Consider the following 22,712-nt stretch of genomic DNA (forward strand, 5'->3'; position numbering starts at 1 on the left):
TCCTGTATCATCCGCACAGCGGATGTTATAGTCAATCGTAGCCGTCCGGCGGCTGTTTTAGTCAGCGGAGCGCGCGACCGTGGCGCACACCACCTGCTCCGCGCCCGCCTTGCCGAGCACCCGCGCGCACTCGGAGAGCGTGGCGCCGGTCGTGACGACATCGTCGATGAGCAGGACGCGCTTTCCCGTCACGTCCGCGCTCCGCTTCATGCGGTAGGCGCCGGTGATGTTCGCGCGGCGTTTGGCAGCGTCGCCCGTTCCGGACTGCGGCTGCGTGTTGCGCTGCTTATGCAGCGTCTGCGTGAGCGGAAGGCCGAGCTCCTTCGCCGTCGCTTTCGCCAGCAGACGCGCCTGATCGTACCCGCGCTCGCGCAGTCTCCTGCGGCTCAGCGGCACCCACGTGACGAGGTCATACTCCCCCGCCAGCTCCGCGCGCACCGTGCCGGCAACGAGGCGGCCATAGACCTTGGCGTACCCCGTCGCGCCGCCGAATTTATAGCGCAGCAGCGATTCACGCACATTGCCCTCGTAATTGAGCGGCGAAACACACGCAGGGATAAATGGAAAGTGCTGCCGCCCGCCGTTTTGTGCAAAGGGCAGACCTGTCTTGCAGTGCGCGCAGAGGCCCTCGCGGCTGGTCTCAAGAAAATCATGGCAGAATGCGCACCGCGGCGGATAGAGCAGGTCGAGCAGGAATGTGACCACCTTCATATCGCACCGCACTCCCCGCAGAGCCGGGCGCGCAGGCCGCTGTAGCGGCGAGTCTGCGTCTGGTTGTCGATCATGTGATAGGCCGCGCCCTCGTCGCCGACGATGATGAGCAGGGACTTGGCGCGCGTGATGGCCGTGTAGAGTACGCTGCGCGTGAGTAACATGGGTCCGGCCCTGCCGATACAGAGCACAACGGCGCGGTACTCGCTGCCCTGCGATTTGTGCACCGTCATGACCCAGGCGTGCTCGAGCTCGTTGAGCATCTCAAAGCCGTAGGTCGCGGTCTTTCCGTCGTAGCACACGGCGAGCGTCTCCGTCTGCGGGTCGATGGCCGTGATCTGACCGACGTCGCCGTTATAGACGCCCGTTCCGGCGGTCGTACCGTCCGGGTTTTTGAGCACGATGTCATAGTCATTGCGGATCTGCATGACGCGGTCGCCCTCGCGAAAGACGGTCTCGCCGAAGCGCCGCTCCTTCTTCTCGGGCGACGGCGGGTTGAGCGCCGCCTGCAGGCGCACATTCAGTGCCGCCATGCCGGTGTCATACTTGCGCGTCGGCGTGAGCACCTGAATGTCGGACGGCGGGATCTTCATATTGTTCGGCAGCCGCGTCCGGCACAGCTCGACGACCGTGTCGGCGGCCTTCTGCGCATCCGCACGCCGGAGGAAGAAGAAGTCCCCGCTGTTTTGCGCAAGGTTCGGGTGCTCACCGCGGTTGATCGCGTGCGCGTAGGAGACGATGCTGCTGCCGGCGGCCTGACGGAAGATCTCCGTCAGGCGCACGGTCGGCACGACGCCGCTGCGGATGATGTCCGAAAAGACGTTGCCCGGTCCAACGGACGGAAGCTGGTCGGCATCGCCCACGAGGATGAGCCGGCACTCAGGGCGCATGGCGCGCAGCAGCGCGCACATGAGCGAAATGTCAACCATGGAGCACTCGTCGAGGATGACGGCGTCGCACTCGAGCGGGTCGTCCTCGTCGCGCCGGAAAGTGATGTCCTGATGGTCGTCGCTCATGCCGGCCTCGAGCAGGCGGTGGATCGTCTGCGCGCTCCGGCCGGTCAGCTCGCTCATGCGCTTGGCGGCGCGGCCCGTCGGGGCGGCGAGCTGCGTGTCGAGCTTGAGCACATCAAACAGCGCGAGAATCGCGCGGATGGAGGTCGTCTTGCCTGTGCCGGGGCCGCCGGTGATGGCGATGACCTGATGCTGGCAGGCGAGGCGCAGCGTCTCCTTTTGCTGGTCGGCAAAGGTCAGACCGAGCTGCGCTTCAATGCGTGCGGCGATCTGCTCCGTGTCCGGCATGCGGCGGTACTCCGTCTGCGTCATGGCAAGCAGGCGCTCGGCCGTGTAGGCCTCCGCCTCGTGCAGACGCGCGAGATAGCATCCGTCGCACCCGGCGACGCGCTCGCGCACCAGTTCGCCGCTCTGCACGAGCGTGTCCACGCTCTCGGCGACCAGCTCGTCCGGCACGCCGCTGAGCTGCGACGTCGCCGCCAGCAGGTTGCGGTACGAGATGAAGCAATGGCCGCGCACGGCGTTATAGGCGAGCTCATACAGCGTCGCCGCGGCGACACGCTCTGCGCTCTGATCGTCAAACCCGTGGCCGAGCGCCAGCGCGTCCGCCTCCTGAAATGTTGCGCCGATGGCGTCCGAAACGAGTATGTAAGGGTTGTCCTGCACGAGCTGGAGCGCATCATCCCCGTAATACTGGTACATCCGCAGGGCAATGACCGGGCGGATGTTCGCCGAGGCCAGAAACTCGATCAGGCGGCGCATACCGGCCTGACGGCGGAAATTTGCCGACATGGCCTTGGCCTTGGAGAGACTGATGCCTTTGATCGTGCAGAGCTTTTCCGGTTCGTATTCGAGCACGTTGAGCGTGTCGGCACCGAAGCGCGACACCATCAGTGACGCCGTCGCCGGGCCGATGCCGCGCACGGCGCGTCCGGCAAGGTAGGCATAGATCGCGTCCGCCGTCTCCGGCATGGTGCGCTCGGCAAACTCGGCCTTGAACTGTTGGCCGTGTGCCGGGTGCGTCATCCAGCTGCCGGTAACGATCATGGACTCGCCCGGCACGGCGTACGGAATGCAGCCGACAACCATCGTCTGGCTGCCGTCATCCACGTCAAGCTTGAGCACGGTGTAGCCGTTTTCCTCGTTCTGATAGATGACCGCCGCGACGGTGCCGCATAATTCTATTGGATTGGTGTTTGCATCCATTGGCAAATTTCCTCTGTATTGCACAGTTTCAGATCTTCGCACTGCCGCGCCAGCCGCTCGGCCAGCGCGGCCGCCTCCTCCGTCAGGCCGCAGTCCACGAGCAGAATGTCCGCCGCGGCCGTGCCGCTCTCGCGCAGCCACAACGCGCCGCGCAGAAGATTTTCCAGCTCCGGCGCGTCCCCGCGCGCCTGCACGACGAGCGTAATGCGCGTGTCCCTGCCGGAGCGCACCGGCGTGAGCAGCGCGCAGCCCAGCATCCACAGCAGCCAGGCAAAGCCCAAGATCAGCAGAACGCATAAGGTGATCTGAATGACCATGTTCACCGCCCCCTCTCCTTTCAGCGTATGAGAAAAGGGGCTTGGCCGTTAACTTTCGAGTTCTTTTTTCAAAAACTGGCCGGTGTAGCTCTCGGCGCAGCGCGCGCAATCTTCCGGTGTGCCGGTAAAGACGATGCTGCCGCCCGCGTCGCCGCCCTCCGGACCGAGATCGATGATATGATCGGCCACCTTGATGACGTGCAGGTTGTGCTCAATGACGAGCACCGTGTTGCCCGCGTCGGTCAGACGATTGAGAATATCGATCAGGCGCGCGACGTCCGCCACGTGCAGACCGGTCGTCGGCTCATCGAGCACGTAGATCGTCCGGCCGGTACTGCGCTTGGAGAGCTCCGTCGCGAGCTTGATGCGCTGCGCCTCGCCGCCGGAGAGCGTTGTGGACGGCTGACCGAGCCTGACATAGCCGAGGCCGACATCCATGAGCGTTTGCAGCCGGTCGCGGATCTTCGGCTGGTTCTGAAAAAATGCGAGCGCCTCTTCGACGGTCATGTCCAGCACCTCGGCAATATTCTTGCCCTTATAGTGCACCTCGAGCGTCTCGCGGTTGTAGCGCTTGCCCTTGCAGACCTCGCACGGGACGTAAACATCCGGCAGGAAGTTCATCTCGATCTTCAGCAGGCCGTCGCCGGAGCAGGCCTCGCAGCGGCCGCCGCGAATGTTGAACGAGAAGCGCCCGGCGCTGTAGCCGCGCAGCTTCGCGTCCTGCGTGGAGGCGAAAAGGCTGCGGATATCGTCAAACAGGCCGGTATACGTCGCCGGATTGGAGCGCGGCGTGCGGCCGATGGGACTCTGGTCGATATTGATGATCTTGTCCAGATACTCCACACCGTCAATGCCGTCGCATTTCCCGGGACGGAACTTCGCATGGTTAAGCTTGCCCGCAAGCGTTTTATACAGCACCTCGTTGACGAGCGAGGACTTGCCGCTGCCGGACACGCCGGTCACGCACGTCATGACGCCGAGCGGGATCTGCACGTCCACGTGCTTGAGGTTGTGCTCGGTCGCACCGCGGATCACGAGCGCGTGACCGTTTCCGGTGCGGCGCTGCGCGGGCACGGGGATCTTCTTTTTGCCGGACAGATACTGCCCGGTGATGGAGCGCTCGCAGCGCGCGACCTCCTCCGGCGTACCGGCACAGACCACTTCCCCGCCGTGCACACCCGCACCCGGGCCGATGTCGATGAGATAATCTGCCGCACGCATGGTGTCCTCGTCGTGCTCGACGACGAGGAGCGTGTTGCCGAGATCACGCAGCTCGCGCAGCGTGGCCAGCAGCTTTTCATTGTCGCGCTGGTGCAGACCGATGGACGGCTCATCCAGAATATACAGCACGCCCATGAGCGACGAGCCGATCTGTGTTGCGAGCCGGATGCGCTGGCTCTCGCCGCCGGACAGCGTGGCCGCCGAGCGCGCGAGCGTCAGGTACTGCAATCCGACGCTCTGCAGAAAATGCAGGCGCGAGTGCACCTCGCGCAAAATACTGTCGGCGATCTGCGCATCCTTCTCGCTGAGCGTGAGCCGGTCGAGAAACGCCAGTTCCTCCGTGATCGGCAGTGCAGTGAACTCCGAGATATTCAGCCCGCCGACCGTGACGGCCAGCACCTCCGGCCGCAGCCGCGCGCCGTGGCAGTCCGGGCAGGCCGTCTCTGCCATGCAGTCCTCGAGCGATGCACGCATGGCATCGCTCTGCGTCTCCTGATAGCGGCGCTCAAGGTTGCAGACGATGCCCTCAAACGGGCGGCGCAGCACGCCGGAACCGCGGTTGGTATCATAATGCAGGGTGAGCTCTTCATCCCCCGTGCCATAGAGCAGGATCTCGCGCACGTGCTCCGGCAGGTCGCCGATGGGCGTTGCAAGGTCAAAGTGATATTTTTCCGCCAGTGCGTCGTAATACATCCGGCTGATGCTCTCATCTTTGACGCCGTTCCAGCCGCTCGCGGTGATGCCGCCGTCGAGGATGGACTTCGACGGGTCCGGAATGATGAGCGCCGGGTCGATGCGCAGCCGCGTGCCAAGGCCGCCGCAGGTCGGGCAGGCGCCGTAGGGGCTGTTGAACGAGAACATCCGCGGCGTGAGCTCCTCGATCGAGATGCCGCAGTCGTCGCAGGCGTAGTTCTGCGAGAAGAGGATCTCGCGCTTTTCCTCCGGGATGTCTGCCAGCACGAGACCACCGGAGAGCGCGGACGCGATCTCCACGGCGTCGGTCAGGCGGCGGTTCTGGTCGGGGCGGATGACAACGCGGTCGACCACGATCTCGATATTGTGCTTGCGGTTTTTATCGAGCGTGATCGTCTCCGTAAGGTCGTAGATGCTGCCGTCCACGCGCACGCGGACATACCCGCCGCGGCGGGCATCGTCGAACACCTTCTGGTGTTCGCCCTTTCTGGCGCGAACGACCGGCGCCAAGATCTGCACGCGCGTCGCCTGCGGCAGCGCCGCGATCTGATCGACGATCTGGTCGACCGTCTGGCGGCGGATCTCCTTGCCGCACTTCGGGCAGTGCGGCACGCCGACACGCGCCCAGAGCAGACGCAGATAGTCGTAGATCTCCGTGACCGTGCCGACGGTCGAGCGCGGATTTTTGCTGGTGGTCTTCTGGTCGATGGAAATGGCCGGGCTCATGCCCTCTATGGAATCGACGTCCGGCTTGTCCATCTGGCCGAGAAACTGGCGCGCATACGACGAGAGGCTCTCCATATAGCGCCGCTGTCCCTCGGCAAAGATGGTGTCGAACGCAAGGCTCGACTTGCCCGAGCCGGACAGGCCGGTCATGACGACCAGTGCATCGCGCGGAATTTCCACATCAATGTTCTTGAGATTGTTCTCCCGCGCGCCTTTGATTACAATATGATCCCGCATGGGTGCCTCCGTGGTTGCTTAGGATTCTATGGTCAGCTCCGCCGTGCCCGCACGCACGAGCGCGATGAGCGCCTGCGGCGCGACCTCGACCTGATAGCCGATCTTGCCGGCACTGACAAGGATGGTCTCCTGCGCGAGCGCCTGAGAAGCAAAGACCGTGCGCAGCTGCTTTTTCATGCCGACCGGCGAGCAGCCGCCGCGCACATAGCCCGTCAGGGGCGTGAGCTCGGACACGTGCAGCATGGCAATGGACTTCTCCCCCACGGCCTTCGCCGCTTTCTTGAGGTCGAGCTCGCACGCGACCGGAATGACGAACACGTACGGCGTCTTGCTCGCGCCGCGGGCAACCAGCGTCTTGAACACCTTCGCCGGGTCCATGCCCGTCATCTGTGCGACGGTCACGCCGTCCACCGCATCGTCGCCGTGCGGATATGTGTGCGGCGTGTAGGGCACCTTCTTCTGGTCGAGCAGACGCATGACATTTGTTTTTTCGATGGATGATTTCGCCATGAGACATTCCTCCGCTGATAATAACACTTTATTATATCCGATTTCCCGCATAGTTTCAAGGGATTTGGCGCAAAAGCGTTGCCAACCGGCGCGGTTATGCTATAATACGCTCAGTATGAAACCGGAGGGATGACCGATGCCGGATAACACGATCCGCGGCCGCTTCGCACCCAGCCCGAGCGGGCGGCTGCACCTGGGCAATATGCTGACATTTCTGCTTGCATGGCTGGACGTGCGCGCACGCGGCGGGACGATGGTGTTCCGCCTTGAGGATCTCGACCCGGAGCGCAGCTGGGAGCACTATGCTGACCTGATGGCCGACGACCTCCTCTGGCTTGGGCTCGACTGGGACGAGGGCTGGCGCCCCGGCTCGCAGGACTGCCGTCAAGGCGCGCGCGCACAGCGCTACACCGCCGCGCTGGATGCATTGACCGAGCGCGGCATGGTGTATGATTGCTATTGCAGCCGCGCAGAGCGTCTGGCCGCGAGCGCACCGCACCCCGGCGAGCCGCGCGAGGCCGGCTGCCCCTGTCGGACGCTGTCAGAGCAGGAGGTGCAAAAGCGCCTGCGCATGGGTCGTCGCGCGGCGAAAAAGCTTGCGGTCACGGACGCGGACATTGCCTTCGTTGACGCGCACTACGGTCTGCAGGCAGCCAAACTGCGGCACGGGCGCGACGATTTTCTCATCCGGCGCTCGGACGGCGTGTTCGCCTATCAGCTCGCCGTAAGCGTGGACGATCTCGACATGGGCATCACGCGCGTTGTGCGCGCACGCGACCTACTCGACTCCACACCGCGGCAGATCTGGCTGATGGAAACGCTCGGCGGCAAGGCCCCGGAATACGCACACGCGCCGCTGCTCGTCGCGCCGGACGGGCGCAAGCTCTCCAAGCGCGAGGGCGACCTGAACATGGAGGCCCTGCGGCAGAAATACACACCCGAGCAGTTGACCGGAAAGCTCGCCAAGCTCGCGGGTCTGCGGCCAACGGACGCGCCGGTGACGGCAATCGAGCTGGCAGCGGACTTTTCCTGGGACAAGATCCCGCGCGCGGACATTGCGATCCCGCCGGATTTTTAATATGAGACGCACGGTGGGCGCATCCAGACGGATGCGCCCATTTTCCATGCAGTTATTTTTTCAGCAGCCGGTCGCGCATGGTATTGTGCGCGGCGAGCTCGGCCGCATCGTCCAGCGGCTGGAGTTCCAGATTCGGATAGCGCTTCTGCAGCGCTGTCGTGAGCAAATGGTCACAAAATGCGGGGTTTTTCGGCAGGACCGGGCCGTGGCTGTATGTGCCGAAGACATTTTGATAGCGTACGCCCTCATAGCCGTCCTCCCCGTTGTTGCCGCCGCCGACGAGCACCTTGCCGAGCGGCGACACGCCGCTGCCAAGATAGGTCTTGCCGCTGTGGTTTTCAAAGCCGACGACCGCGCTGCCGCCGGACTCCGGCAGGCACTCAAAGAGGAAGTTGCCGATCATACGCTCCTTCGAGCCGACGGTGTAGTAGTCGATCGCGCCGATAAAGTCGCACTGCTTGCCGTCCCACGTGCGGTAGTAGCTGCCGAGCATCTGGTAGCCGCCACAGATGGTCAGAAACGTCTTGCCGTCGGCGATGGCAGCCTTGATTTCGCTGCCCTTTCCGGCTTTCAGGTCGGACAGGAGCACCTCCTGCTCAAAGTCCTGACCGCCGCCGATGAAAAACAGGTCAAACTGCGTAAAATCCGCCTGCTCGCCGACCGTGACCTCCGTCACCTCGGCGTCGATGCCGCGCCACTCCAAACGGCGGCGCATGCAGAGAATGTTGCCCCGGTCGCCATAGAGGTTCAGAAGATCCGGGTACAGGTGGCAGATGCGCAGGGTCTTCTCGCTCATTCCCAGAACTCCTTTCCGCCGAGCCGCTTTTGCAGCCGGCCGCGCAGATCCAGCATCGACGTATACGTCGGCATGATGAACACCGGGTATTCCGACGCGCACATGGCGTCGATCAGCGGGTCATAGTCATAATACACCTGAATTTTCGTCTCGTCCACGCCCGCATACTTCAGGCGCAGGCGCAGCTCGTCGGCGCGCGTGCCGGACACGAACACGTGGCGAAGATGCTCGCCCATGGCGGCGAGCCGCTCAAAGTCCGCGTCCCAGATCCACGAGATGTCCGTACCGTCGGCGTCCCGGTCGTTGAGGCAGACGACAAACGTCGCGTCCTCGTTCAGCCCGGCGAGATAGCGCATGGTCTGGTTGCCGCCCGCGGGGTTTTTCACGAGCATCATGCGCCCGGGCGTACCGCGCAGGTCGAATTTCTCCATACGGCCAAAGCCGCAGCCGAACGCGCCGAGCGCGTGCACGATCGCCTCCGGTGTGAAGCCGAATGCGTACAGCGCAGCCGCCGACCCGACGGCATTGTAGATGTTATAAGCTGCCGGCAGGTTGATGTGCACGGCGTACTCCTGTCCGCCGATGGCCATGGTAACATCGCTCGTGTCCACGCCGAGATTCAGCACCGCTGTGACGGCGACCTGCGGGGCTTCGCGGTGGTAGCCGCACTTCGGGCAGCGGAACGCGCCGAGATGGCCGTACGTGCGGTAGTCGTAGACATATTCCGTCTTGCAGTGGATGCAGTGCGGCGCGTCGGAGATCTCCGTCAGGTCGTCACCGCCGAGCGGCACATTCACGCCAAAGCGCACAACCGGGTTCGGCACCTGCGCCGGGATGGACGCGATGAGTGAGCAGTCGGCATTGATGCACAAAACGCTCTCCGGCGTGTGGCGGATGCCCTCGATGATGTTATTGAGCGTGTGCGTGATCTCACCGTAGCGGTCGAGCTGGTCGCGGAACACGTTCGTGGCCACGATGACCTCCGGCTTGAGGTACTTGAGCACGGTCTTGGATGCAGCCTCGTCGCACTCAATGACGGCAAACTGGCACTTTGGCCTGCCGGTCAGGGTGCTGTGCATGGCAAACTCCGCCGTGATGCCGGAGATGAGGTTCGCGCCCGAGCGGTTGGCAAAGTAATTGAGGCCCGCATCGGCGAATGCCTGCTCGATCATGCGCGAGCTGGTCGTCTTGCCGTTCGTGCCGGTGACGAGGATGACGCGCACCCCCCGCGAGAGCACGCCGAGTACCTGCGGGTACACCTTGAGCGCCACGCGGCCGGGAAACGCCGTGCCACCGCGGCGCAGCAGCCGCAGCAGCCCGCGTGCAAGCTTACACAGCAATACTGCAAAAAAAGTTCGGATTTTCATTCGTTAGGGTCACTCCGTGATGATTTCGCATCTGTCAGCAGATGCTCATTTTGACTGTTTTTCCGGCCAGAGTCAGCATATCGCGCAGCTCCTGCACCAATTGCAGCTTGCGCTCAAAGCTGAACTCCGTATCCTGCTGGGCGAGGTTGCTCGCGTTGCCGAAGAGGACATTGACCTCCGTCGCCTCCTCGAGCAGTACGAGCGCGAGCTTGGACGCGCCGTCCTTCATGTGGGCGAGCTCGAGCGTGTACATGCCATCCGCGAGGTAGTCCTTGATGCGTTTCATCGTCACATTGACCGTAACGACGCCCTCGGTCGTCAGATCCACACCGTGGATCTCGCTCATCGGCGGCACCTCCTCCGTGCCACTGCCGGGCAGCGTATGCACCTTTACGCCCAGATATGACGCGACAGCGTTGGCCGTGGTGCCGCCGCAGACAACATGCTTGCCATCCTTGCCGAAAAACAGCCGCATGGTGCTCAGATCATCATCCTTGCTCTCGGGCGGGCCGATCATGACGTTGACCGGACAACGCTCACGCAGGCGCGCGACAACAACAGTCGTATCATCATGCATGGCATCCATGTCCAGCGTCTTGACGGTCGAGAGGATACTGGCCGCCATACGCTGTGAGGAGACGGTGGGTGAATAATTGCGCAGGATAAAATCCTCAATGTCCTGCCGCGCCCAACCGGCGTCCGTCGTCACGCCGCGCCCGGCCTCCGACACGCCGTCGCTGAAGAGCACAAGCATATCGCCCACGTCAAAATGCAGGTAGCTCTCGTGCAGCTCCTTTTCCTGAATGAAATTGACGGAGTAGTTGTATTTCCCGATCGCGCCGTTGTGCACGAACACAGCGTTCGGGTTGTCATACTGGATCAGGCGCGCGCGGGTGCCGGCCGTCTGCAGGATCGTAAAGGTCGCATAGGCGAGCTTGCGCTCCTTGCACATGGGCAGCGTTTCCGCCACGGTCGTAACGCACTCGTCGATCGGCACGTTGCCCTTGAGCATGGTCGTGAGCATGGTCGTTGTCAGCGTGGAGAGGATGTTGGCCTTGACGCCGCTGCCGAGACCGTCGGAGAGGATGACCGTCGCGTCATTGTCGTCCCATTCGAGCGCACACTGATCGCCGCAGAGCGTCTCCCCGTTTTTGTTGCGGCTGATGACGCTGATGTCCCAGACCGTGTTCCTGCAGCGATTCGTTCGTTTACGCATCATCATCGCCGTCCTCATCAAGCATGATGGCTTCCTTCAGATCATGCACAGCCACCTTGGTCTCCGCTGCCGTTTCACCGAGCAGACTTGCAATCTCGTGGACGATGCGCAGCTGGTTTGCAATGATATCGTCCGCCAGATCGGCCGCATGGATCTTCGTCTTCTGGATCTTGTTGCGGCGCTGGCGCGCTTTCGTCACGTCGCGCATGATGCAGGTAAAGAGCGTCCGCTCCGGGTCGCAGATAAAGATGCGCTCGAGATAGACGTTGTAGTCAGCGAGAAAGACCTCGTCCGTGACCTGTGTCTCGTCCTGACTGATCATCTTCACGAAGTCGTACTCATCCATGATGCGCGACACCGGATATCCGATGATGTCCGCCGGATCCTTGATGCCGAAGATCTTGCAGGCAGCCTTGTTGATCTGCTTGACCTTCAGCTTCTTGCCGACGGTGACGATGCCTTCCGGCGAGACATTGATGATCTTCTCGGAATAGGTCTCGGCGCGCTCTTTCATGTAGGGCATGCACATGCTGATCTCGGCGCGGCCCTCATAGACGGCGATGGCCTTGTCGCGGCAGGTGCGATAGCCGCACAGGCCGCAGTTGAGTTCATCCGCCGGGCTGAATTTGCCCATCTTGCGCAGGATGCCGTTGATGACGGACTCGGGCGGCAGGTCGGTCGGGTGCTTCTTGTCCACGAGCACACGGCGCATATCCACTGGCTCTTGAATGTCAAAGTTTTTTCCGCCGCCGGCGCTCTTGATCACGCGGCGGCGCGACTCGAGCAGGTTCGTGTGCTTCTGCCGGAAAGCAAGGCCGCCGACACAGTTGCCGTGGCAGGCGGCGATTTCAATGAAACAGTTGCGCAGTTCACCGTTGACGACGCTCTTGAGCGTCTGAATGCTGTCATCCAGACCGTCGAGGAACAGATAATCGCGCCCGGAATCGAGCGACATGGAATGCAGAACGCCGTTCGTGATCGTGTAGCCGCGCGAGAGCAGCGGCTCATCCGCCGGCACATTGGGGTTGACGGCAACGCCGGCCTCGTGCATCCAGTCCTCGAGTTCCGTGAACGTAATATCATAGTCGGCGCCGACGCTCTCAAAGCGCGTCGTCTCCTCTTTCTTGGAAATGCAGGGGCTGACATAGACAATGGTCGCGCCGGGATAGCGCTTGCGCAGCAGCACGGCATGCGCCTGCATCGGTGAGAGCACCGGGGCCAGATACGGCAGTGCCTCCGGCAGGTGCTTTTCCACATAGAGCACGATCGTCGAACAGCCGGACGTAATGATTGGCGCATCACCCGGCTGGGCGGCGAGCTTTTCCAGCTCCTTCTTGACCAGGTAGGCGCCCTCCGCCGTCTCGTGCGCCGCTGCAAAGCCGAGCTTTTTGAGCGGCTCGGCGATGCCCGCAAAACCAGGAGTATCAAAATAGGCGATGTAGGAGGAATCGACGCTCACAACGACCTGCTGGCCGGACGCGATCAGTTCCTGGATCTGCGCGACGTCGCTGATGTCCTCCTTGGCGTGCTGCGGACAGACGGACACGCAGTTGCCGCAGAGAATGCAGTCGCTGGAAATGATCTGTGCGTGACCCTGATAGACGCGGATGGACTTGACCGGGCAGAACCGGACGCATTTGTAGCAGTTTTTGCAGTTGGCCTGTTTGAAACGCAGAACATCCATGTAGCTCCCGCCTTTCTGTGAAAATTCACTTCGTATATGTTCTTTTAATGTAGCACAAAACCGCGCGGGACACAAGCCCCGCGCGGTCATCCGCAGGCTGATTCAATTTTCCCGGCAAAGGTCGGCGCGCTCCGCAACTTGAAACCGCGCAAAGTACGTCTCCTCCATCGGAATCCAGACGTTTGTAAACATCGGCAGCATTTTTTCACCATTGCGCGCAGCAATGCGGCGGTGCTGCTCCTCCGGGCCGACCGAGAGGAACACGTGCAGGTCATAAAGATCCCACAGCGCCGGATGGCAGGAATAGGACCCCTCGATGAGATTGACCGGCCTTGCCTCCGCGTGAACCGGCGCGCACAGCTGCTGCGTTCGGCAGTCATAAGGGCGATACGTCACCGGCGCGCCATCGCGCAGCGGACGGAGCACCTCAGTCAGGAAACGCTCGAAGTCCACATTGCCGCCCGGCTGACGCAGGCGCTCGGGCGTGCGCTGCTCCGGGCGGAGGAAAAAGTCGTCCATATGAAACACATTGCACGCCAACTGTGCCTGCAGGGACGCGGCCAGCGTGGTCTTTCCGGCGGCGCAGCGGCCGTCAATGGCGACAAGCACGCGCGGCTGCGCGGCCGCGAGCGCACGGATGCGCCGCAGAAGAGCGGGTTCAAAATCAGTCATACACAGCACCTGCCGTCAAGAGGATGTCTTATCATAATCCTACAGGCACGCGCTGTCAAACCGGGGATTTCCAGCGCGCAGAAAGCCGCCGGCAGACACCGCATCGGCATCCGCCGGCGGCGGGAACGGCTTATTCTTCGACCTTGCCGGTCAGCGCCTCCGAGAGCGTGCGCCAGCCGAGCATGGCGCATTTCACACGCGCGGGCATATGCGCGATGTCCTTGAGAGCCGAGGCCTCTTCGAGACTCTCGATCTCTTCCTCGGTCGCCTCGCCGTGGATCATGCGCAGGAAGGTGCGGCCCATTTCCAGCGCCTTTTCCTTCTTCTGCCCCACGATCATGCCGAGCATGATATCGGCCGACGCCTGCGAGATGGCGCAGCCGTCGCCGACAAAGCCGCCATCGGTGATGACATCGCCGTCGGTCTTGAGCTTGAGGACGATGTTGTCGCCGCAGCTCGGGTTCACACCCGCGAGCGCAATGTCCGCGTCCGGAATGTCGTGCTTGAACTCCGGATGGATGTTGTGCTCGGTCAGGATCTCATTATAGAAGCTTCTATTTTCCATATCCCATACGCTCCCTCAGGGTCGAGAGGCTCTCAAGGAACCGGTCGACATCCTCATCGGTGTTATAAAAGGCAAAGCTGGCGCGCGCCGTCGCGTTCAGACCGAGGTGCGCGAGCAGCGGCTGCGCGCAGTGGTGACCGGCGCGGATGTTCACACCGTCGGACGCCATGATCTCGCTGATGTCGTGCGGGTGCACGCCGTCGACCGTGAAGGTGATGATGCCGTTGTGATCCTCCGGGCGGTCCGTACCGAGCACGTGCACGTGCGGCACGGCCAGCACGCGCGCGAGGGCGTTGGCCGTCAGGTCGTGCTCGCGCTGCTGGATGGTGTCAAAGCCGACGCTCTGCACGTACCGGATGGCGGCAGCCAGACCGGCCGCGCCGGCGGCATTGACCGTGCCGGCCTCGAACTTATGCGGCAGCTCGGCATAGACAGCGCCCGTGCGCGTGACGGATTCGATCATCTCGCCGCCGGAGAGAAACGGCGGCATTTCCTCGAGCAGGTCCTCCCTGCCGTACAGCCCGCCGATGCCCATCGGGCCAAAGACCTTGTGCCCGGAGAAGGCGAAGAAATCCGCGCCCAGCTCCTGCACGTTCACCGGCATGTGCGGCGTGCTCTGCGCGCCGTCCACGACCATGACCGCGCCCTTCTTGTGCGCCATGGCGGCGACTTCCTTGAGCGGGTACTTCCGGCCGAGAACATTCGACACCTGCGTCATGGCGACGATCTTCGTGCGCTCGGTAATGAGCGATTCGATTTGCTGAAGATCCACACTGCCGTCGGGCGCGCACTCGATGAACTTCAGCTCCGCGCCCGTCTGGCGGCAGACCATCTGCCACGGCAGCAGATCGCTGTGGTGCTCCATGATAGACACGAGCACCTCATCGCCCGCCTTGACGTGCGTCAGGCCGTAGCTGTAGGCGACGAGGTTCAGGCCCTCGGTCGTGTTGCGGGTAAAGACGATCTCACGCGCCGAGCGTGCCCCGATGAAATCGCGCACGGTCTCGCGCGCCTGCTCATAGATATCGGTCGCCTCCACGCTCAGCGGATACAGCCCGCGCAGGGGGTTGGCATTGTGGCAGCGGTAGAAATCCGCCACCGCGTCCAGCACGCACTGCGGGCGCTGCGCCGTGGCCGCGTTATCGATATAGGCGACGTCCGTGTGCTGAAAGATCGGAAAATCCTGCTTATAATCATACGTCATCGTTGAGTTCCTCCTCCAGCGTCTGAAGAATCTGCGCGCGCAGCACTTCATCGTCCACCGTGCGCGCAAAGCGCTCGATCGATGCGCGGGCCAGGATGTTTTCGGCCTGAGCGCGGGAGATGCCGCGGCTTTCAAAGTAAAACAGCGTCTCGTCATCGAGCTCACCGATGGTCGCGCCGTGGTTGCCGACGACATTTTCCTCGGCGCAGAGAATGAGCGGCACCGTCTTGTTGACAACATCGTCGCCGAGCATGAGCACGGTCTCCTTCTCGTTGCCGACGGAGTTCGACGAGCCGGTCTTGAAGTCGATCGTGCCGCGGAAAACTTTTTTCGCCGCATCCTTGAGCGCGCCGGACGTGTCGATCTCGCACTCGGTGTTTTTGCCGTAGTGGTTGACGACGACGTTGACGTCGATCGTCTGGCTGCCGCGGCCGAGATAGCCGATCTGCGCCGAATAATGGCTGCCGTCGCCGACAAGCTCCGTGTCATTGTCCGAATACAGGTCGCCCCTGCCCATGAGGATCTGCGTCATGTCCACGCCGGCGCCGGGCGCACAGTCGGCGTCCGTTTTGGCGTAGAGCAGCGCGCTGTCCTGCGCACAGAGCACCTGCACAAGGCGAAGAGACGCGGCATCGTGGAGCTTGAACGCCGTTTCTACGGCGAAGCTGCCCTGCGTATCGAGCACCATATACACCGTTGCCTGCACGTCGGCGGCCACATCGACCGCGATGTGCTTGCGGCTGAAGCCGGCCGCACCGGTCAGGTCGATGTGCAGCGGCTGCGCCTGATTTTCCGCTGTAATTGCATAGGAATCCGTCCCGAGATCGGCCGTGTCGGCCACATTCCACGGGATGGTCGCTTCGTTGACCTGGAGATGGTTCCACGTTCTGGTCGGCAGTTTGTTGACGACCAGCTGTTCACTCGTATTCACGATATTCCCTCCTTTCGGAATGTGGGTCAGCCAATGCTGCCCTTCATCTCGAGACGAATGAGATTGTTCATTTCCACCGCGTACTCCAGCGGCAGCTCCTTGGAGACGTTGTCCGCAAAGCCGCTGACGATCAGCGCGCGGGCGTCCTCCTCGCTCATGCCGCGGCTCATGAGATAAAACACCGCCTCGTTGCTGATGCTGCCGATCTTTGCCTCATGACCGACGGCAGCGTCCTTCGTGCGGATGTCCATGGCCGGGACGGTATCGGAGCGGGACTCGGAATCGAGCATCAGCGACTGGCAGGACACGGAAGATTTTGCGTGCTTGGCGCCCTTCTGCACCACGACGCTGCTGCGGAATGTGCTGATGCCGCCGCTCTTGCTGATCGAGCGCGTGTTCATATACGAGCTTGTGTTCTTGCCGATGTGCACGACCTTCGCACCGGTGTCGAGGTTCTGCCCCGCGCCGGCAAACGTGACGCCGGTGAATTCCATCTTGGAGTTATCGCCTTTGAGCACGCTCATCGGGTACAGGCAGCCGACATGAGACCCGAACGAGCCGGAAACCCACTCGATCACGCCGCCCTCTTCCACGAGCGCGCGTTTTGTATTGAGGTTATACATATTTTTCGACCAGTTCTCGATGGTCGAGTAGCGCAGCTTAGCGTTCTTCTTCACGTACAGCTCCACGCAGCCGGCGTGGAGGTTCGCAACGTTATATTTCGGTGCCGAGCATCCCTCGATAAAATGCAGACTCGCGCCCTCATCGACAATGATGAGTGTGTGTTCAAACTGGCCAGCACCCTTGGCGTTCAGACGGAAGTACGACTGCAGCGGGATGGACACCTGCACGCCCTTCGGCACATACACGAACGAGCCGCCGGACCAGACCGCGCCGTGCAGGGCCGCAAACTTATGATCGCGCGGTGTGACGAGCTTCATGAAATACTTGTGCACCATATCGGCGTACTCGCCCTTGAGCGCGCTCTCCATGTCGGTATAGACGACGCCCTGTGCAGCCACTTCGTCCCGGACGTTGTGATACACGAGCTCGGAATCGTACTGTGCGCCGACGCCGGCGAGCGATTTGCGCTCCGCCTGCGGGATGCCGAGACGCTCGAAAGTATCTTTAATATCCTGCGGGACGTCCTTCCAGTCGCTTTTCATGTCGGTCTTGGGACGGACGTATGTTGCAATGTGATCCATGTCCAGCCCCTCGATGGACGGGCCCCAATCCGGGATCGGCATCTCGTTATAGATCTGCAGCGACTGCAGCCGGAACTGCTGCATCCAGACCGGATCGCCCTTTTCCTTCGAGAGCCGGTCGATGATCTCCGGTGTCAGGCCCTCCTGCATACGATAGGCATCGTCCTCTTTGTCGCGGATGTCATAGACGCTGCGGTCAATGTCCGCGACCTGGCTTTTTTCCTTCATTCGGATCGCCTCGCTTTCAGTCTGCCCGGATGCCGCCAAAGCCGTTTTCATTGATGGTATCTACAAGCGATGCATCGCCGTTTTTCACAATGACGCCCTGCTCCATGATGTGCGCGGCGTCCACCGTCAGCGCCTCGAGAATGCGGGTGCTGTGCGTGATGATGAGCAACGAGCCGTGCACGCGCTCACGATAGAGCTGCACGCCCTTGGAGACCGTGCGCACCGCGTCGACGTCCAGACCGGAGTCCGTCTCGTCGAGGATGGCAAGCTTCGGCTCGAGCATGAGCATCTGCAGGATCTCCGCTTTCTTTTTCTCACCGCCGGAAAAGCCCACATTCAGGTCGCGCTCAGCATAGGAAGCGTCCATCGCCAGCAGCTGCATCGTCTCGGCAAGATTCTTCTTGAAGTCCCAGAGGCGGATGCGCTTGCCGGTCTTCTGCTCGAGCGCACTGCGGATAAACGCGCTGAGCGTCACGCCGGGCACCTCGAGCGGATTCTGAAACGACAGAAAAATACCCCTCTTCGCGCGCTCGTTGACCGGCAGCTCCGTGATGTCCTCGCCGTCAAAGACGATCTTTCCGGCCGTGACCGTGTACTCCGGATTGCCGGTGATCGCATAGCCGAGCGTGGACTTGCCGGTGCCGTTCGGCCCCATGAGCACATGCGTCTCATCCTTGCCGACGGTCAGGTCCACGCCGTGCAGGATCTCTTTCTCGCCCGCACTCACGTGCAGGCCGCTGACTTCAAGCAGGTTGCTGTTCATATATGTATCCTCCGTTCCCAATGGCAAACCGTGCCTGACGGCACGGCTGCATACGTATACACGAATTCAGAGAGGCTCAGGATGGTCCGGCACAAAATCCTACCTCATCGAGATGAATTATATGCCTATATTCCTATGTTGTCAATAGGAATATAGGATCAAGGCAGCAAAAAAAGCACGCACGACTCAATAGCCGTGCGTGCTTTTGACACAGATGCTCAGAATTGGAACAGGTTCAGGCCGATCTCCTCACTGTGAAAACGATCCACTCTTCCGTCGATAACCGTGATGACCATCTCACAGGTGGCGCTGATAACGGCGCGGTTGAGATGTCCGCCGAACACCTCGCCCTTCTCATTACCGGCGCTCATGTGCAGGTGCGTGTAAAACGCGCCGTCCATCGTGTTGATCGTGCCGGTCAGCGAGACGATCTCGAAATCGCCCGCGAAGGAGTTCGCGTGGTACTGCTTTTCGGCCGTGTGGAACACGCCGACCGTAAACTCCCCGACTGCACCGAGCGCCTGCACGCTCGCGAGCTTGATCTGCTCGGCCTGCGCAATGGCCGCAACCTGCTCAAGCACTTCTTCCCCACGGTCGATGCGGGCGACGATGGTGTTTCCAAATCTTCGATACTCCATGGTTCTCCTCCTTTGCTTCGTTACCGCAATTATACCGCGCCCCCCTGCCGGCCGCAAGGGGGCGCAGGAAATTATTCGAGCTCGAACGCCCCGGTATAGAGCTGGTAGTACACGCCCTTTTCGGCGATGAGCTTTGCATGGTTGCCGCGCTCGATGATGCGGCCATGGTCAAGCACCATGATGACGTCCGCATTCTTGACCGTCGAGAGCCGGTGCGCGATGACGAACACCGTGCGCCCCTCCATGAGCTTATCCATGCCGCTCTGCACGAGCGCCTCCGTGCGGGTGTCGATGGAGCTGGTCGCCTCGTCGAGGATCATGACCGGCGGATCGGACACAGCCGCGCGTGCGATGCTCAGCAGCTGCCGCTGGCCCTGGCTCAGGCCGCTGCCGTCGCCTTTGAGCACGGTGTTGTAGCCGTCGGGCAGCATGCGGATGAAATGGTCGGCATTGGCAAGCTTCGCCGCCGCGATGCATTCGTCATCCGTCGCGTCCGGATTTCCGTAGCGGATATTTTCCATGACCGTACCGGTAAAGAGATTCACGTCCTGGAGCACGATGCCGAGGCTGCGGCGCAGATCTGCCTTACGGATCTTATTGATGTTGATGCCGTCGTAGCGGATCTTGCCGTCGGCAATGTCGTAAAAGCGGTTGATAAGGTTCGTGATCGTCGTCTTGCCCGCACCGGTCGCGCCGACGAAGGCGACCTTCTGGCCGGGTTCGGCGTAGAGCGTGATGTCATGCAGGACCTCTTTGTCCGACGTATAACCGAAGTCGACGTGATCGAACACGACGCGCCCGGCAAGCTTCGTGTATGTGACCGTGCCGTCGCCGTGCGGGTGCTTCCACGCCCAGAGACCGGTGTGGTGGTCGGTCTCGGCGAGCGTGCCGTTTTCCTCCTTGGCGTTGACAAGCGTCACATAGCCGTCGTCCGTCTCCGGCTCGGCATCCATGAACGCGAAAATGCGCGATGCGCCGGCCAGTGCTGTGACGATGGAGTTGAACTGGTTGGAGATCTGCGAGATCGGGTTTGTAAACCCGCGCGAGAGCGTGAGGAAGGATGCGATCATACCGAGCGTGAGCGTGTTCATGCCCGTCAGGCCGAGGTTCGGCGTGCCGGCAATCGCCATCGTGCCGCCGATGACGGCGATGATGACATACTGCAGGTAACCTACGGCGTTCATCATCGGCATCATGCTGTTGGCCATGCCGCTGGCGCGCGCGGCGTTTTCCGCCCAGACGCGGTTGCGGCGGCGCAGCTCCGCCTTGCTCTGCCCCTCGTGGCAGAAGACCTTGACGACCTTCTGGCCGTTGACCATCTCCTCAACATAGCCGTTGAGATCGGCCAGCGCCGTCTGCTGCGCCATGAAGTAGCCGCCGATGCGGCCGGTGAGCTTGCGCACGAACACGAGAATGAGCGCCATGACGGCGCACACGATCAGCGTCAGCCAGATGCTGATGTACAGCATGCAGAAAAACACGACCGTCAGCGTAAACACGGACGACACGAGCTGCGCCATGGACTGCGCGATCATCTGGCGCAGCGTATCGGTATCGTTCGTATACAGGCTCATGATGTCGCCGTGCGTATGCGTGTCAAAGTAGCGGATGGGCAGGCGCTGCATCTTTTCAAACATCTCGTCGCGGATGCGCTTGAGCGTGCCCTGCGCGATCGTGACCATGCGGCGGTTATACAGCCATGTGGCCAGCGTACCGACAAGATATACGCAGCCGATGGTGATCAGCGCACGGATCAGGCCGGAATAGTCCGGCGACGCCGTGCCGAGCATGGGCACGATATAGCCGTCGATCAGCTTTTGCAGGAACATGGACGAGGCCGCGCCTGCGACCGCGCTCAGCAGGATGCAGACCGTCACGAGCACGAGCGTGCCCTTATAGGCGCGCATATACGACAGCAGGCGCTTGAGCGTCTGGGAATCAAACTTTGGGCGTTCAGGCATCGTCCTCGCCTCCCTTCTGCTGGGACTCATAGACCTCGCGGTAAATTTCGCACGTGCGCAGCAGCTCATCGTGGCAGCCGACGGCGTCAATGTGGCCGTCATCGAGCACGACGATACGGTCCGCGTTCTGCACGGAGCTGATGCGCTGCGCGATGATGATCTTCGTCGTCTCCGGGATATAGGCGGAAAGGGACTGCTGGATCTGCGCATCCGTGCGCGTGTCGACGGCGCTCGTCGAGTCGTCGAGAATGAGCACCTTCGGCTTTTTCAGCAGCGCGCGGGCGATGCACAGGCGCTGCTTCTGGCCGCCGGAGACATTCGTGCCGCCCTGCTCGATATGGGTGTCATAACCGTCCGGCATGGCGGAGATGAACTCATCCGCACACGCGAGCACGCAGGCGTGACGGAGCTCCTCGTCCGTGGCGTTTTCGTTGCCCCAGCGGAGGTTTTCCTTGATCGTTCCGGAAAACAGCTCGTTTTTCTGCAGCACCATGGCAACGGCGTTGCGCAGCGTCTCCAGATCATAATCGCGCACGTCCACGCCGCCGAGCGTCAGCCTGCCGCCGGTGACATCGTACAGACGCGGGATGAGCTGCACGAGCGAGGATTTGGACGCGCCCGTGCCGCCGATGATGCCGATCGTCTCGCCGGAGCGGATGTGCAGATCAATGTCATCGAGCACCTTTTTGTCCGCCTTGGAGGCGTAGACAAAACTCACATGGTCAAAATCAATGGCGCCGTCGCGCACGGCCATAACCGGGTGCTCCGGATTTTGAATGTCCGTCTTTTCCTCGATCACCTCGGCGATGCGGCGCGCGGACGAGAGCGAGATCGTCAGCATGGCAAAGACCATCGACAGCATCATCAGGCTCGAGAGGATCTGCATAGCATAGGTGATGAGCGCGGTGAGGTTGCCGGTCGTCAGGCCGAGCGCCGGGTCATTGCCGCTGGCGATGATGGCCTTGGCACCGAGCCAGGAGATGATGATCATGCACGCGTAGATACATGACTGCATCAGTGGCGCGTTGAGCGTGATGAGCCGCTCGCCCTTGGAAAAGTCCTTATAGATGCGCTCGGAAATGGCGCCGAACTTGCGGATCTCGTGCTGCTCCTGATTAAAGGACTTCACGACACGGATACCGCGGACATTTTCCTGCACGACGTTATTGAGCTCGTCATATGTGCGGAAAACGCGCGTGAAGACCGGGAACACGCTGCGGATGATGAAAAACAGCGCCACGGCAAGGATCGGCAGGATGATGAGAAATGTCATGGAGATATCACGGCTGATGCGGAACGACACGATCATGGAAAAAATCAGCATGACCGGCGCACGGATCGCCATACGCATGAGCATCTGAAAGGCGTTCTGCACGTTCGTGACATCCGTCGTCAGGCGCGTGACGATGGACGCAGTGGAAAACTTGTCGATGTTGGAAAATGCGAAGGTCTGCACGTTGTTGTACATATCTTCGCGCAGGTTCGCGCCGAAGCCGACGGACGCGCGCGCTGCGATACGCGCCGCGAGCACGCCGGTCGCGAGCTGGAACGCCGCCAGCAGCAGCAAAAATGCGCCGAACTTCCAGACCGCCGCCATACTGCCGCCCTCAATACCGAAGTCGATGAGGTTGGACATATACAGCGGGATCACGATCTCAAACACGACCTCCAGCGCCGAGAGCAGGACCGTCACGAGCGCGGGGCCTTTGTTTTCCCGCAGACTGCGGGACAATGTATGAAGCATGGATTTCCTCCTTCCTGAATCGCGGA

Annotated in this window: 19 protein-coding genes; 1 reads left to right on the top strand and 18 read right to left on the bottom strand. The window is 61.7% G+C overall.

The window, feature by feature from the left end; genetic code table 11:
- Positions 1-57 precede the first annotated feature (57 nt).
- The 5 genes from OGM61_07955 to ybaK are packed head-to-tail and all read right to left on the bottom strand — an operon-like array spanning position 58 to position 6,634.
- Entirely contained in the window at positions 58-711 is a 654-nt protein-coding gene (locus tag OGM61_07955) for a ComF family protein (GenBank protein UYI83788.1), read from the bottom strand.
- The gene (locus OGM61_07960) at positions 708-2,930 is read right to left on the bottom strand and encodes an ATP-dependent RecD-like DNA helicase (protein UYI83789.1); all 2,223 of its coding nucleotides are present in this window, start codon (positions 2,928-2,930) and stop codon (positions 708-710) included. The genes OGM61_07955 and OGM61_07960 overlap by 4 nt, the downstream gene beginning before the upstream one ends.
- Positions 2,906-3,247, bottom strand: coding sequence for a hypothetical protein (locus OGM61_07965; GenBank protein UYI83790.1), 342 nt, complete (start codon positions 3,245-3,247; stop codon positions 2,906-2,908). Before OGM61_07965 ends, OGM61_07960 begins: the two co-directional genes overlap by 25 nt.
- Before the next feature lie 48 nt (positions 3,248-3,295).
- Entirely contained in the window at positions 3,296-6,124 is a 2,829-nt protein-coding gene (gene uvrA / locus OGM61_07970) for an excinuclease ABC subunit UvrA (GenBank protein ID UYI83791.1), read from the bottom strand.
- An 18-nt stretch (positions 6,125-6,142) separates the two neighbouring features.
- Positions 6,143-6,634, bottom strand: a complete 492-nt coding sequence (gene ybaK, locus OGM61_07975; protein UYI83792.1) for a Cys-tRNA(Pro) deacylase — start codon at positions 6,632-6,634, stop codon at positions 6,143-6,145.
- A gap of 136 nt (positions 6,635-6,770) precedes the next feature.
- Between ybaK and OGM61_07980 the strand changes: the two genes are divergently transcribed.
- Positions 6,771-7,712: a glutamate--tRNA ligase family protein gene (locus OGM61_07980; protein ID UYI83793.1), complete on the top strand. Its 942-nt coding sequence runs from the start codon at positions 6,771-6,773 to the stop codon at positions 7,710-7,712.
- 52 nt (positions 7,713-7,764) lie between these two features.
- Here OGM61_07980 and OGM61_07985 read toward each other — a convergent pair whose 3' ends face one another.
- From OGM61_07985 to OGM61_08045, 13 genes are all read right to left on the bottom strand, one after another.
- Positions 7,765-8,508, bottom strand: a complete 744-nt coding sequence (locus OGM61_07985) for a glutamine amidotransferase (GenBank protein ID UYI83794.1) — start codon at positions 8,506-8,508, stop codon at positions 7,765-7,767.
- Positions 8,505-9,848 (bottom strand): MurT ligase domain-containing protein, encoded by a 1,344-nt coding sequence (locus tag OGM61_07990; protein UYI83795.1) that lies wholly within the window; start codon positions 9,846-9,848, stop codon positions 8,505-8,507. The genes OGM61_07985 and OGM61_07990 overlap by 4 nt, the downstream gene beginning before the upstream one ends.
- Positions 9,849-9,909: 61 nt before the next feature.
- On the bottom strand, positions 9,910-11,094 hold the full coding sequence (locus OGM61_07995; GenBank protein ID UYI83796.1) for a serine/threonine-protein phosphatase: 1,185 nt from the start codon (positions 11,092-11,094) through the stop codon (positions 9,910-9,912).
- Positions 11,084-12,775: a 4Fe-4S binding protein gene (locus OGM61_08000; GenBank protein ID UYI83797.1), complete on the bottom strand. Its 1,692-nt coding sequence runs from the start codon at positions 12,773-12,775 to the stop codon at positions 11,084-11,086. The genes OGM61_07995 and OGM61_08000 overlap by 11 nt, the downstream gene beginning before the upstream one ends.
- Positions 12,776-12,877: 102 nt before the next feature.
- Complete coding sequence (locus OGM61_08005; protein ID UYI83798.1) at positions 12,878-13,447, bottom strand: uridine kinase; 570 nt, start codon at positions 13,445-13,447, stop codon at positions 12,878-12,880.
- Positions 13,448-13,577: 130 nt separating this feature from the next.
- The gene (locus OGM61_08010) at positions 13,578-14,012 is read right to left on the bottom strand and encodes an SUF system NifU family Fe-S cluster assembly protein (protein ID UYI83799.1); all 435 of its coding nucleotides are present in this window, start codon (positions 14,010-14,012) and stop codon (positions 13,578-13,580) included.
- Positions 14,002-15,216, bottom strand: a complete 1,215-nt coding sequence (locus OGM61_08015) for a SufS family cysteine desulfurase (GenBank protein ID UYI83800.1) — start codon at positions 15,214-15,216, stop codon at positions 14,002-14,004. Before OGM61_08015 ends, OGM61_08010 begins: the two co-directional genes overlap by 11 nt.
- Positions 15,206-16,147: a SufD family Fe-S cluster assembly protein gene (locus tag OGM61_08020; protein UYI83801.1), complete on the bottom strand. Its 942-nt coding sequence runs from the start codon at positions 16,145-16,147 to the stop codon at positions 15,206-15,208. The genes OGM61_08015 and OGM61_08020 overlap by 11 nt, the downstream gene beginning before the upstream one ends.
- A 26-nt stretch (positions 16,148-16,173) precedes the next feature.
- Positions 16,174-17,580, bottom strand: a complete 1,407-nt coding sequence (sufB, locus tag OGM61_08025) for a Fe-S cluster assembly protein SufB (protein UYI83802.1) — start codon at positions 17,578-17,580, stop codon at positions 16,174-16,176.
- A gap of 16 nt (positions 17,581-17,596) precedes the next feature.
- Positions 17,597-18,343 carry a Fe-S cluster assembly ATPase SufC gene (sufC, locus tag OGM61_08030; protein ID UYI83803.1) on the bottom strand — a complete coding sequence of 249 codons (747 nt, stop codon included), beginning with the start codon at positions 18,341-18,343 and terminating at the stop codon, positions 17,597-17,599.
- A gap of 218 nt (positions 18,344-18,561) precedes the next feature.
- Positions 18,562-18,981 (bottom strand): DNA-binding protein, encoded by a 420-nt coding sequence (locus tag OGM61_08035; GenBank protein UYI83804.1) that lies wholly within the window; start codon positions 18,979-18,981, stop codon positions 18,562-18,564.
- A gap of 71 nt (positions 18,982-19,052) precedes the next feature.
- Positions 19,053-20,942 carry an ABC transporter ATP-binding protein/permease gene (locus OGM61_08040; protein UYI83805.1) on the bottom strand — a complete coding sequence of 630 codons (1,890 nt, stop codon included), beginning with the start codon at positions 20,940-20,942 and terminating at the stop codon, positions 19,053-19,055.
- The gene (locus tag OGM61_08045; GenBank protein UYI83806.1) at positions 20,935-22,686 is read right to left on the bottom strand and encodes an ABC transporter ATP-binding protein/permease; all 1,752 of its coding nucleotides are present in this window, start codon (positions 22,684-22,686) and stop codon (positions 20,935-20,937) included. The genes OGM61_08040 and OGM61_08045 overlap by 8 nt, the downstream gene beginning before the upstream one ends.
- Positions 22,687-22,712: the final 26 nt, after the last annotated feature.

The organism is Clostridiales bacterium (assembly GCA_025757645.1).
Lineage (GTDB): Bacteria > Bacillota > Clostridia > Oscillospirales > Oscillospiraceae > CAG-103.

Bases quoted from the DNA above. Each gene is read 5' to 3' on its own strand.
- OGM61_07955 (UYI83788.1), bottom strand. From the start codon at position 711: ATGAAGGTGGTCACATTCCTGCTCGACCTGCTCTATCCGCCGCGGTGC.
- OGM61_07960 (UYI83789.1), bottom strand. From the start codon at position 2,930: ATGGATGCAAACACCAATCCAATAGAATTATGCGGCACCGTCGCGGCG.
- OGM61_07965 (UYI83790.1), bottom strand. From the start codon at position 3,247: ATGGTCATTCAGATCACCTTATGCGTTCTGCTGATCTTGGGCTTTGCC.
- uvrA (UYI83791.1), bottom strand. From the start codon at position 6,124: ATGCGGGATCATATTGTAATCAAAGGCGCGCGGGAGAACAATCTCAAG.
- ybaK (UYI83792.1), bottom strand. From the start codon at position 6,634: ATGGCGAAATCATCCATCGAAAAAACAAATGTCATGCGTCTGCTCGAC.
- OGM61_07980 (UYI83793.1), top strand. From the start codon at position 6,771: ATGCCGGATAACACGATCCGCGGCCGCTTCGCACCCAGCCCGAGCGGG.
- OGM61_07985 (UYI83794.1), bottom strand. From the start codon at position 8,508: ATGAGCGAGAAGACCCTGCGCATCTGCCACCTGTACCCGGATCTTCTG.
- OGM61_07995 (UYI83796.1), bottom strand. From the start codon at position 11,094: ATGATGCGTAAACGAACGAATCGCTGCAGGAACACGGTCTGGGACATC.
- OGM61_08000 (UYI83797.1), bottom strand. From the start codon at position 12,775: ATGGATGTTCTGCGTTTCAAACAGGCCAACTGCAAAAACTGCTACAAA.
- OGM61_08005 (UYI83798.1), bottom strand. From the start codon at position 13,447: ATGACTGATTTTGAACCCGCTCTTCTGCGGCGCATCCGTGCGCTCGCG.
- OGM61_08010 (UYI83799.1), bottom strand. From the start codon at position 14,012: ATGGAAAATAGAAGCTTCTATAATGAGATCCTGACCGAGCACAACATC.
- OGM61_08015 (UYI83800.1), bottom strand. From the start codon at position 15,216: ATGACGTATGATTATAAGCAGGATTTTCCGATCTTTCAGCACACGGAC.
- sufB (UYI83802.1), bottom strand. From the start codon at position 17,580: ATGAAGGAAAAAAGCCAGGTCGCGGACATTGACCGCAGCGTCTATGAC.
- sufC (UYI83803.1), bottom strand. From the start codon at position 18,343: ATGAACAGCAACCTGCTTGAAGTCAGCGGCCTGCACGTGAGTGCGGGC.
- OGM61_08035 (UYI83804.1), bottom strand. From the start codon at position 18,981: ATGGAGTATCGAAGATTTGGAAACACCATCGTCGCCCGCATCGACCGT.
- OGM61_08040 (UYI83805.1), bottom strand. From the start codon at position 20,942: ATGCCTGAACGCCCAAAGTTTGATTCCCAGACGCTCAAGCGCCTGCTG.
- OGM61_08045 (UYI83806.1), bottom strand. From the start codon at position 22,686: ATGCTTCATACATTGTCCCGCAGTCTGCGGGAAAACAAAGGCCCCGCG.